Raw genomic sequence first — 11,686 nt, 5'->3', positions numbered from 1 at the left:
CAGAAACCGGAGAATGAAATTCGAAGGTCTTTCAAAGACCTCATCACTGCTCTGCAAGCGCAAGGCGCAAGCCAAAACCTGCAAAAGCTGTCGCAACAGCACGGCGCATCCAGAGCATGACCGTATCACTGCGCAGCACCTTTTCCCCGACAAGTGCCGCAAACATGCCGTAGACGATGAACACCGCGAAGGTCATCGCCATGAACACACCGCCGAGCAATGCCATATCCAGAGTTGGATTGGCTGCTTGCGGGCTGACAAACTGCGGCAAAAACGCCAGGAAAAACACGGTCAGTTTCGGATTAAGGATGTTGATCAAAAACCCGGTGCGAACCGTCCCGATCATGCTTTTACGGTTGGACTTGTCCGCCTTCAACTCCAGCGGACCGCTGTCTTTCAGCGTTTGCCAGGCAAGATAAAGCAGGTATGCCACGCCAGCGTATTTGACCGCCGTAAAGACCAGCGCGCTGGTGTGCATCAGCGCGGCCAGTCCAATGACAGACGCCAGGATTGCTGGAATAATGCCCAGCGTGCAGCCGAAGGCGGCAGCGATTGCCGCCTGCCGGCCTTTGCCCAGACCGACCGCCACCGTGTAGACGACCCCGGTTCCAGGGACCAGCACCACGATCAAAGCGGTGATCAAAAACTCCAGGCTCATTGTCCGGCTCCTTTGAGCATGACAGGAAGACTGGTCCGGATCAGAGATCCAGAACCAGACGCTGCGGATCTTCCAGGCTTTCCTTGACGCGCACCAGGAAGGTCACGGCTTCTTTGCCGTCGACAATCCGGTGGTCATAGGACAGCGCCAGATACATCATCGGGCGGATCACCACCTGACCGTTCACAGCCATCGGGCGTTCCTGGATCTTGTGCATGCCCAGAATACCGGACTGCGGCGCATTCAGGATCGGCGAAGACATCAGCGAGCCGTAGACACCGCCGTTGGAGATGGTGAAGGTCCCACCGGTCATGTCGGCCATGCCGAGCTTACCGTCCCGCGCCTTGCGGCCGAGGTTGCCGATTTCCTGTTCGATCTCGGCAATTGACATCTGGTCCGCATCCCGGACAACCGGAACCACCAAGCCTTTGTCCGTACCAACCGCAACGCCGATGTGGGCAAAGTTCTTGTAGATGATGTCCGTGCCATCGATCTCGGCATTCACAGCCGGGATCTCTTTCAGCGCATGGGTTACAGCTTTTGTGAAGAAGCCCATGAAGCCGAGCTTCACGCCGTGTTTCTTCTCAAATAGATCCTTGTACTGCTTGCGCAGTTCCATGACCGGACCCATGTCCACCTCGTTGTAGGTAGTCAGCATGGCTGCAGTGTTTTGCGCATCTTTCAGGCGGCGCGCGATGGTCTGGCGCAGCTTGGTCATGCGCACGCGCTCTTCGCGGACTTCGTCTTCGGCTGCAACCGGGCCACGGGCAACAGCTGCCGGCGCCGGAGCAGAGGCCGATGTCGCGCCGGAGGCGATGGCGTTGATGACGTCGCCCTTCAGGACCTGACCGCGTTTGCCAGAGCCAGCAACCTGATCACCAGAGAGACTGTTTTCCGCCATCATCTTGGCAGCTGACGGTGCCGGCGGCATGGAGGTGCCAGTGTTCTGTGCTGGAGCGGCAGCTGCTGGAGCCGGAGCACTTGCTGCAGCCGGGGCGGCGGCGGCAGCGCCTGCACCGGACGGATCGATCTGACACAGCAGAACGCCCGGCTCGACGGTTGCGCCGGTTTCAGCCGCGATCTTGACAACGGTGCCTGCGACTGGAGCTGGAACTTCCTGAGCGGCCTTGTCGGTTTCCAGTTCGACAAGCGTGTCGTCCGCCTTGACGGTATCGCCAACCTTGACGCTCCATTCGCCAACTTCAGCTTCGGTCACGCTTTCGCCCGCGCTCGGGGTGACAACGTCAACGAGCTCAGCTTTGGCCGCCGGAGCTTCTGTCTTGGCAGGAGCCGGCGCGGAAGCCGCCGGTGCGGCAGCTGCAGCGCCTGCACCTTCTGCGATTTGACCAAGCAGAGCGCCAACTTCAACGGTGTCGCCTTCCTTGACCACGATGGATTCCAGTGTGCCGGATGCCGGTGCTGGAACTTCAACGGTTACCTTGTCCGTCTCCAGCTCGACCAGCGGCTCATCCTGATTGATGGCGTCACCCGGTTTTTTGAACCACTGAGCAATGGTTGCCTCAGATACGGATTCCCCAAGCGTTGGGACGCGAATTTCGGTTGCCATGGTTGCCTTCTCTTAAATTTCCCAGGCCAATTTCGATGAAGGGGGCCACCGCCCCCTTCGTGATCAGTTTCCGAGTGCCTCTTCGAGGAATGCCTGCAGCTGGGCCAAATGCGCGGACATCAAACCCGTAGCCGTGGACGCCATTGCCGCGCGGCCTGCATAACGCGGGCGCTTGTGCTTGGCATCGATCTGTTCCAGGACCCACTCGATATAAGGCTCAACGAAGAACCAGCTGCCCATGTTCTTCGGCTCTTCCTGGCACCAGACCATTTCCGCTTGCGGGAAACGGGCCAGCTCCATCATCAGAGCCTTTTTCGGGAACGGGTAGAGCTGTTCGACACGGATCAAGTAGACATCATCGATGCCACGCTTTTCGCGTTCTTCGTAAAGATCGTAGTAGACCTTGCCGGAACACATCACGACACGCTTGATCTTGTCGTCAGACACCAGTTTGGTTTCTGCCGCCGGGTTGGATTCCGCATCGTCCCACAGCAAACGGTGGAAGGTGCTGTCCGGTCCAAGTTCCTCGATCTTCGACACCGCTTTCTTGTGACGCAGAAGCGATTTCGGCGTCATAAGGATCAGCGGCTTACGAATATCGCGGCACAGCTGACGGCGCAGGATGTGGAAGTAGTTCGCCGGTGTCGAACAGTTCGCCACCTGCATGTTGTCTTCCGCACACAGCTGTAAGAACCGCTCAAGCCGCGCCGAAGAGTGTTCGGGGCCCTGACCTTCATAGCCGTGAGGCAACAGACAGACCAAACCCGACATACGCAGCCATTTGCGCTCGCCAGACGAAATGAACTGATCGAACAGAACCTGCGCACCGTTGGCGAAGTCACCAAACTGTGCTTCCCACAAGGTGAGGGCACGAGGTTCAGCGAGCGAGTAGCCGTATTCAAAACCGAGCACCGCTTCTTCGGAGAGCATCGAGTTGATGACCTCGTAGCGCTGCTGGCCTTCCCCGACATGGTTCAGCGGAATGTAGCGGTTTTCGTTCTCCTGATCATAGAGCACGGAATGCCGCTGCGAGAACGTGCCGCGCTCACAATCCTGACCGGACAAACGAATTGGATGGCCTTCCTTTAGCAAGGTCGCAAACGCCAATGCTTCCGCGGTTGCCCAATCTATGCCTTCACCCGTCTCAATCATCCGCTCACGATTGTTCATGAACCGTGCGATCGTGCGGTGTGCGTTGAAGTCGTCCGGGATTTTGGTCAGCTTGCGACCGATGTCTTTCAGCTCATCGATTGCAACACCGGTTTCACCGCGGCGCGGATCTTCTTCGTCATCCGCCCGTTTCAATCCGGCCCATTTGCCGTCGAGCCAGTCGGCCTTGTTGGGCTTGAACGCCTGACCGGAGTCAAACTCAGTGTCCAGATGCGTACGCCAAGCCGCTTTCATGCGGTCGACGTCTTCCTGGCTCATCACACCTTCCTTGATCAGCCGGTCGGAATACAGCTGCAAGGTTGTCTGATGTTTGCGGATCTTGCGGTACATGATCGGCTGCGTGAACGCCGGTTCGTCGCCTTCGTTGTGGCCAAAGCGGCGATAGCAGATCATGTCGATCACAACCGGGCGACCGAAAGTCTGCCGGTATTCGATTGCGATCTTGGCTGCAAAGACAACGGCTTCCGGATCATCCGCATTCACGTGGAAGATCGGTGCCTCGATCACCTTCGCCATATCGGACGGATACGGCGAAGAACGCGAGAAACGCGGGTTCGTCGTAAAGCCGATCTGGTTGTTGATGATCACATGGATCGAACCGCCCGTGCGGTGACCACGCAGTGCGGAAAGGCCGAAACACTCAGCAACCACACCCTGACCAGCAAAGGCCGCATCACCGTGAAGCAGAAGCGGCAGAACGGTGCTGCGTTCGACTTCTGTTGTTTCAACAAACGTGCCGTCTTCCTTCGCCGCCAGCTGATCCTGCTTCGCCCGCGCCTTACCAAGAACGACCGGGTTTACAATCTCGAGGTGAGACGGGTTGGCTGTCAATGACAAGTGGACATTATTGCCGTCAAAGTCGCGATCCGAAGATGCGCCAAGGTGATATTTCACATCACCCGACCCTTCCACATCGTCCGGCGCGTAAGAGCCGCCCTTGAACTCGTGGAACACGGCGCGGTGCGGTTTGCCCATCACCTGGGTCAGCACGTTGAGGCGTCCGCGGTGGGCCATACCGAGGACGATGTCCTTGAGGCCCATCTGACCGCCGCGCTTGATAATCTGTTCAAGCGCCGGGATCAGTGCTTCACCGCCATCGAGGCCGAAACGTTTGGTGCCGGTGTATTTGACGTCCAGAAACTTTTCGAAACCTTCAGCTTCAACAAGTTTGTTGAGGATCGCCTTCTTGCCTTCAGAGGTGAAAGCAACTTGCTTGTCAGGACCCTCAATGCGCTCCTGCAACCACGACTTTGCTGCCGGATCAGAAATATGCATGAACTCAACGCCCAGCGTCGAGCAATAGGTCCGCTTCAGGATGTCCAGCATCTCGCGGATGGTTGCGTATTCCAGCCCCAGAACATGGTCGATGAAGATCCTGCGGTCCCAATCAGCTTCGGTGAAGCCGTAGGATGAGGGGTGCAGCTCTTCGTGATCCCCGGGCGTCGCAAGTTGCAGCGGGTCGAGATCTGCGTGCAAGTGACCGCGCATGCGGTATGCCCGGATCATCATCAGCGCCCGCACGGAGTCGCGTGTTGCCTGATGAACTTCGGCATCCGACATTGGTGTGCCGGTCGTATCCGCTTTCTGTTTGAGCTTGGTTTCGAGCTTCTGCTCGATTGGCGCCCAATTGCCGTCAAACGCGTTGACGAGGTCGCCACTGGCCTCCAGCGGCCAGTCTTTCCGTTTCCAGGGCGCGCCGCGGGCTTCTTTCAAAACCGCGTCTTTTTCATCCTGGAATGCCGCGAAGAAATCCCGCCACTCCGGATCAACCGAATTGGGATCAGTCTTATAGCTGGCGTAGAGGTCTTCGATATAGGCTGCGTTGGCGCCGTAAAGCAACGACGTCAGTGCGAATACGTTGTTCGCTTCCTGCCGTGCCATGTTCACTCAGCGGAGGGCTTCTCCGCCCTTATTCTTTGGCGAGCCAAAAAACTGGCCCGCGGCCGGTTCCCTACAAAGACCGATGCGCACCACCGGCCCCTCGAAATATTGGGTGTTTACCCAAAGGTCACGGCACGTTGCCGCGCCGTAACCTATCCTTTCACCATGCAGCAGGAAACGTAAACAGTTTCCGTAATCCGCAGTGGATTTTCTTTTGTATTTAGCCCTTCAACACTTCGAGAAGTGTTTCACCGAGCTTCGCCGGGGACGGAGACACCTTGATACCGGCCTCTTCCATCGCAGCGATCTTGTCTTCAGCGCCGCCTTTGCCACCGGAGATCACAGCACCTGCGTGACCCATGGTGCGGCCCGGAGGCGCCGTGCGGCCCGCAATGAAGCCAGCCATCGGCTTCTTGCGGCCTTTCTTGGCTTCGTCCTTCAGGAACTGAGCCGCTTCTTCTTCCGCAGAACCACCAATTTCACCGATCATAATGATCGACTGTGTTTCGTCGTCGGCCAGGAACATTTCCAGGACGTCGATGAATTCGGTGCCTTTGACTGGGTCTCCGCCGATGCCGACAGCCGTTGTCTGGCCGAGGCCTGCGTTGGAGGTCTGGAAGACCGCCTCGTAGGTAAGTGTGCCGGAGCGCGATACAACACCTACGGAACCCTTCTTGAAGATGGAGCCCGGCATGATGCCGATCTTGCATTCTTCAGGGGTCAGGATACCCGGGCAGTTCGGGCCGAGAAGACGGGACTTGGATTTCTCCAGCTTCGCCTTGACCTTGACCATGTCGGCAACCGGAATGCCTTCGGTGATGCAGACGATGAACGGGACTTCCGCATCGATCGCTTCGATGATCGCTGCGCCCGCGCCTGCCGGCGGAACGTAGATCACGGATGCGTCAGCACCGGTCGCTTCCTTTGCCTCACCTACGGAAGCAAAGATCGGCAGCTCTGCGGCGCCTTCGACGCCGGCAGACCATTTTTCACCACCCTTTTTCGGGTGCACACCGGCCACCATCTTGGTGCCGTAGTACTCAAGAGCCTGTTCCGTGTGGAACGTGCCGGTCTTGCCGGTCAGGCCCTGAACGATAACTTTCGTGTCTTTATTGACGAGGATCGACATTTACGCGCCCCCCTTAACGGCTTTCACGATTTTCTGGGCGGCGTCGTCGAGATCGTCTGCAGCGATCACATTCATTCCGCTTTCGGAAATGATCTTTTTGCCGAGCTCAACATTGGTGCCTTCAAGGCGCACAACGAGCGGGACCTGCAGACCGACTTCGGTCACAGCGGCGAGGACGCCTTCCGCGATGATGTCGCAGCGCATGATGCCGCCGAAGATGTTGACCAGGATGCCTTTGACGTTCGGATCAGACGTGATGATCTTGAATGCAGCCGTCACCTTCTCCTTGGTCGCACCACCACCAACATCAAGGAAGTTGGCAGGCTCTGCACCGTAGAGCTTGATGATATCCATGGTCGCCATGGCAAGGCCGGCGCCGTTGACCATGCAGCCAATGTCACCGTCGAGAGCAACGTATGCGAGATCGTATTTGGACGCTTCAATTTCCTTGGCGTCTTCTTCGGTCTCATCGCGCAGGGCCATGATGTCGTCGTGGCGGAACAGCGCATTGCCATCGAAGGACACTTTGGCGTCGAGAACGCGCAGGTGGCCGTCTTTCATGACAATCAGCGGGTTCACTTCCAGCAGCGCCATGTCTTTTTCGACAAACGCCTTGTGCAGGATCGGGAAGAGCTTGAAGCCGTCTTCGCGAGCCGCGCCGGTCAATTCGAGAGCATCGCAAAGCTTGGCAGCATCCGCCTCAGTGACACCCGTGTCAGGATCAATCGGAAGCGTGATGATCTTTTCCGGGGTCTCTTCGGCGACAGCTTCAATGTCCATGCCGCCTTCGGTGGACACAACGAATGCCGGACGGCCGACGGTGCGGTCAACGAGGATGGAGAGGTAAAGCTCACGCTCAATGTCCGCGCCATCTTCGATGTAGAGACGGTTGACAACCTTGCCAGCTTCCCCGGTCTGGGCTGTCACCAGCGTGTTGCCAAGCATTTCTGCTGCATGCACTTTAACTTCGTCCAGAGAGAAGGCGAGACGGACACCGCCCTTGGCATCTGCATCCAATTCCTTGAACTTGCCCTTGCCGCGGCCACCAGCGTGGATCTGGGATTTGACGACCCAAAGCGGGCCCGGCAGGCTTTTGGCAGCGGCTTCTGCTTCATCAGCAGAAAAGATCGCAACGCCCTCGGCCACTGGTGCACCGAATTCCTTCAGCACGGCCTTGGCCTGGTATTCATGAATGTTCATGTGTTTCCCCCGTTGTCGGAGGACCGCCCCAACACAGGGCGGCCGCTAAAACTCGTCGGCAGGCGCTGATCTTATGCGAGCGCCGGCTGGATCTTTTTGCAGGCCTCAACCAGGCCATCGACAGACGCGACCGACTTTTCAAAGCCGGCTTTTTCGTCGCCCTGCAGGTCGATTTCGATGACGCGCTCAACACCCTCTGCGCCGATCACCACCGGAACGCCGACATAGGTATCTTTCAGGCCATACTGACCGTCGAGGGCAGCTGCACATGGCAGAACGCGTTTCTTGTCCTTCAGGTAGCTCTCGGCCATCTGGATCGCGGAAGCTGCCGGTGCGTAGAAAGCGGAGCCGGTTTTCAGGAGGCCAACGATCTCTGCGCCACCGTCACGGGTGCGCTGAACGATCTCTTCGAGACGCTCGGCTGTGCACCAGCCCATTTTCACCAGATCGGTGAGCGGGATGCCTGCAACAGTGGAGTAACGGGTCAGCGGCACCATGGTGTCGCCGTGGCCACCAAGGACGAATGCGGTAACGTCTTCAACGGAAACATTGAACTCGTCAGCCAGGAAGTAACGGAAGCGGGCGCTGTCCAGAACACCAGCCATGCCGACGACTTTGTTTTTCGGCAGGCCGGAGAATTTCTGCAGAGCCCAGACCATTGCGTCGAGCGGGTTGGTGATGCAGATGACAAACGCGTTCGGAGCGTATTTGGAAATACCTGCGCCGACCTGCTCCATCACCTTCAGGTTAATTTCCAGAAGATCGTCGCGGCTCATACCCGGCTTGCGCGGCACGCCTGCGGTAACGATGACAACGTCGGAGCCTTCGATGGCTTCGTAGGTGTTGGTTCCTGCCAGCTTGGCATCAAAGCCGTCGACCGGAGAGGACTCTGCGAGATCGAGAGCCTTGCCTTGCGGCATGCCTTCCGCGATGTCGAAGAGAACGATGTCCCCCAGTTCCTTCAAGCCTGCCAGGTGAGCGAGCGTGCCGCCAATCTGACCCGAGCCGATCAAGGCAATCTTGTTCCGCGCCATATCGAAAGTTTCCCTTTACGTAAGATGGAACTCCATGCCATCCGCCGATGACTGACGATGGCACTACTCCCTTTGTTCCGCCCGCGCAACCTCGCCAGAAGTATATTGCGCCAGCAAAACCAAATTTTTTCATTTATTCCCGCACACATTCCTACCCTTTAGGGAATGCGTACCTATGCGTGTCTTTCCCGCCGTTCACCCGCCAGATAGGCCTCTGAACGCATCTCGATCAGCCGCGAGGCCGTCCGGTCGAATTCAAAGGCCTCCGTTCCGTCTGTCGACACGTAAAGATCGGCCGGCTCGGCCGCAGCGGAGATGATCAGTTTGATGCCGTTATCGTAAAGCGTATCAATAAGTGTGATAAATCGCTTGGCTTCATTGCGCCGGGCTTTCGACAGCACCGGCACATCGTCCAGAAACAGCGTGCTGTAGGCATGCGCAATGCGCAGGTAATCACTTGCTCCGAGCGGCTGCATACACAAATCGTCGAATGTGAACCGCGCCGCGCCGGCTGCCGTGCAGGGAACGGGGATCTTCCGGCCCTTGTTTTCCAGCTCTTCCTTGTGCGTCGGCATACCGTGAGTCAAACGTTGCCAGAGATCGTCTATCTGAGCGCGCGCCTCATCCCCAAGCGGCGTCAAATAGACGGGAGATCCTGCAAGTTTTTCAAGCCGGTAATCGGTCGGCGAATCCAAATGCAAGACGCTGACTTTGGACTTTAATAGCGAGATAAATGGCGTGAAAAGCTGCCGGTTCAAACCATCCTTGTAGAGGAGGTCCGGGTTCACATTCGAAGTGGCAACAACGATGACCCCCAACTCGAACAGCTGTGTGAACAATCGTCCCAAGATCATCGCATCGGCAATGTCGGTGACGGAAAACTCGTCGAAGAGGAGCAGCCGGGTCTCTTCGGCGATTTGCGCCGCCACGGGCGGGATCGGGTCGTCGCCCTTGACTTCGCCCCGCTTGTGCGCCTGCCGGTGTGCATGGATCCGGTCATGCACATCGGCCATGAATTCATGAAAATGCACACGCCGTTTGCGCCGGATCACGGTGACCTCATAGAAGAGGTCCATCAGCATGGTTTTGCCCCGGCCGACTCCGCCCCACATGTATAGCCCCTGAACGGAGGCCCAGAGCTGGTTCTTTTTCTTGGCAAACAGCCAGCCAAGCGAGCTCTTCTTAGAAGCCAGTCGTGTCTCGCCAAGGCGGGTGTTGAGAAGATCAAGATGCCGGACTGCCTCGCGCTGAACCGGGTCTTCAGAAATATCACCGGATGCGACAAGCGCATCGTAGCGGGCGCCCAAGGCGCGGTTGACCGGCAATTCCAGCTTCAAGTGCTGAGCTCCATCCTGCAAGTCCATGGAGGGTAAGGCGTGACCTTTTGGGGGCGGGGATACTGTCAAAACGTCGCAGATGCAAGCTATCAAAAAGCGTTACGGCTCTTCTGACATGACATGTTTGCGGGACTGCCAGTTGGAACCACGCGAAGTGAGTTTTGCCCTTAAATCAATTAAAACTCCCGATCTCTGGCATTCGTCTGCCAACGACTTGAGAGAGACAAAAAATCCTCTCCAGCAGGCGCTGGAGAGGACCACCCTGAGAAATTTTGGAGGACATGGTCAGGGTGCGGCGGCCCCGTCAAACCTGCAAAAGCTTGCTCGTCCGGCCAGATTGAAGCTCTTGCACGTAAAGGAGTTGCGCCACGAGATGACATTCTGTTTTGTCATCCATTTTGGCTTTGCGGCCGCGCCCATCGGTGAGCAGCCAAGCATTTCCAGATTTCACAACATCGCACTCAATTGGCTGCTTCGGGTCAAAATCGGATTTGTTGATGAGTTTGAGTGCTGGCAAATCTTCATCAGACCCAGACATGCCCTTCATCTCCAAACGAAGAGCGCGGTACAGTTTGTGGATCGATTGCGTTGCAATGATCACTGTCCTGACCTCTTCCCCATCCATGGCGGCGAAACGGACGACGCCCGCATCCCTCGGGATCGTTGAATTTGAACAGGGTGTCTTTTGAACGTCACCAAGGGTCGTCCATTCGGTCCGCAGGGTCACGGTCGCCGGCTGCCGCAAGGAAGCCATTTCCCGGGTCAAGCGCTTTTCAGCAGCGCGCTGAGGGTTTCGAACATCCTTTTGCGCGCGTTGGCTCTGGGCTGCGATGCTGGTTCCCCCGATCCGGAGGCGCCGGAAAATGATGACGTCCCGGTTCAGGTCCGTCCGCTCGACACGCCATCCAGCATCCAGCCAAGCATTTTGATGCACCAGACTACCGCCGGAATTGGCCCACCAGGTGCGATGCTCTCTGGCACTGCGCGGCAGGTTTGATCCGATGATCTCCTCGACCTCGTCCAGCTTCGCGGCCCATACCACGTCGTCCATTCTGGCCAAGTGTTCCCGCAAAGGTTCATATTTTGACATTTGCACAGTCCTTAGTTGACCATGCAAAAATACACGCATTGCGCGTATTGTCCAGAAAAAATACTGAGGGCTGTTAACGGTAAAGAGAGACCGGCACTCCAGTAGCCGTCTGGCCGTCGAACCGCCCGGATTGGCTGGAGTAGAGCTGCGCAACAGTTTGCCCACTCCCGTCCTTCAAGACCACCTGATTACCATTCAGATCCCATGCGGAAATTCCGGTCAGCACAGGCGTGGCACAACCTCTGGTATTTGCACGGTAGCCACCAGACCAGGTCGTCAAGGTCATGAATGCCATGCAATTGTCGGCGCCAGAGGCCAATTTCCAGCCGCCAAGGAGATCGGTACGGCCTACTTGTTGAGCGTTCGCAGGAGGTGTCACGGCTGCCACGGCACCGTCGGTTGTGGGGGCGGCTCCATCAAGCCCGGCTGTCGCGGTTTCAGATCCCGGGACTGCAGGGTCAAGCGGCTGCAAAGCACCGGAGTTAACCGGCGTCGTCGGCGTGGCGGGCAGCGGAGCAGCATAATTTGGTCCGCCGGAAAGCCTCTGGCATCCCGCAGCGAGAATCACCAACCCCACAACCAAACCCAAGTTTGCCGCACGCTTCATAACGAATCAGTCC

General features: G+C 57.5%; 9 protein-coding genes. All 9 read right to left on the bottom strand.

Features of this window, described 5'->3' with window-relative positions:
• Nucleotides 1–43: 43 nt before the first annotated feature.
• The gene (locus tag RBB44_RS01135) at nt 44–658 is read right to left on the bottom strand and encodes a LysE family translocator (protein ID WP_306148068.1); all 615 of its coding nucleotides are present in this window, start codon (nt 656–658) and stop codon (nt 44–46) included.
• Between the two features lie 40 nt (nt 659–698).
• Nucleotides 699–2,225 (bottom strand): 2-oxoglutarate dehydrogenase complex dihydrolipoyllysine-residue succinyltransferase, encoded by a 1,527-nt coding sequence (gene odhB, locus RBB44_RS01130; RefSeq protein ID WP_306148067.1) that lies wholly within the window; start codon nt 2,223–2,225, stop codon nt 699–701.
• Nucleotides 2,226–2,288: 63 nt separating this feature from the next.
• On the bottom strand, nt 2,289–5,276 hold the full coding sequence (locus RBB44_RS01125; RefSeq protein ID WP_306148066.1) for a 2-oxoglutarate dehydrogenase E1 component: 2,988 nt from the start codon (nt 5,274–5,276) through the stop codon (nt 2,289–2,291).
• Between the two features lie 220 nt (nt 5,277–5,496).
• The gene (sucD, locus tag RBB44_RS01120; RefSeq protein WP_209172144.1) at nt 5,497–6,405 is read right to left on the bottom strand and encodes a succinate--CoA ligase subunit alpha; all 909 of its coding nucleotides are present in this window, start codon (nt 6,403–6,405) and stop codon (nt 5,497–5,499) included.
• The gene (gene sucC / locus RBB44_RS01115) at nt 6,406–7,605 is read right to left on the bottom strand and encodes an ADP-forming succinate--CoA ligase subunit beta (protein ID WP_306148065.1); all 1,200 of its coding nucleotides are present in this window, start codon (nt 7,603–7,605) and stop codon (nt 6,406–6,408) included. It lies immediately after the preceding gene.
• Between the two features lie 71 nt (nt 7,606–7,676).
• Nucleotides 7,677–8,639 carry a malate dehydrogenase gene (gene mdh / locus RBB44_RS01110; RefSeq protein WP_306148064.1) on the bottom strand — a complete coding sequence of 321 codons (963 nt, stop codon included), beginning with the start codon at nt 8,637–8,639 and terminating at the stop codon, nt 7,677–7,679.
• A 173-nt stretch (nt 8,640–8,812) separates the two neighbouring features.
• Nucleotides 8,813–9,970 (bottom strand): cell division protein ZapE, encoded by a 1,158-nt coding sequence (gene zapE / locus RBB44_RS01105; protein WP_371932261.1) that lies wholly within the window; start codon nt 9,968–9,970, stop codon nt 8,813–8,815.
• A 310-nt stretch (nt 9,971–10,280) separates the two neighbouring features.
• On the bottom strand, nt 10,281–11,027 hold the full coding sequence (locus RBB44_RS01100; RefSeq protein WP_306148062.1) for a hypothetical protein: 747 nt from the start codon (nt 11,025–11,027) through the stop codon (nt 10,281–10,283).
• 112 nt (nt 11,028–11,139) lie between these two features.
• The gene (locus tag RBB44_RS01095) at nt 11,140–11,673 is read right to left on the bottom strand and encodes a protease inhibitor Inh/omp19 family protein (protein WP_306148061.1); all 534 of its coding nucleotides are present in this window, start codon (nt 11,671–11,673) and stop codon (nt 11,140–11,142) included.
• Nucleotides 11,674–11,686 lie beyond the last annotated feature (13 nt).

The sequence above is a fragment of the Roseibium sp. MMSF_3247 genome (assembly GCF_030733765.1).
GTDB lineage: Bacteria > Pseudomonadota > Alphaproteobacteria > Rhizobiales > Stappiaceae > Roseibium.
This window is presented reverse-complemented; position numbering and strand designations above follow the sequence as displayed.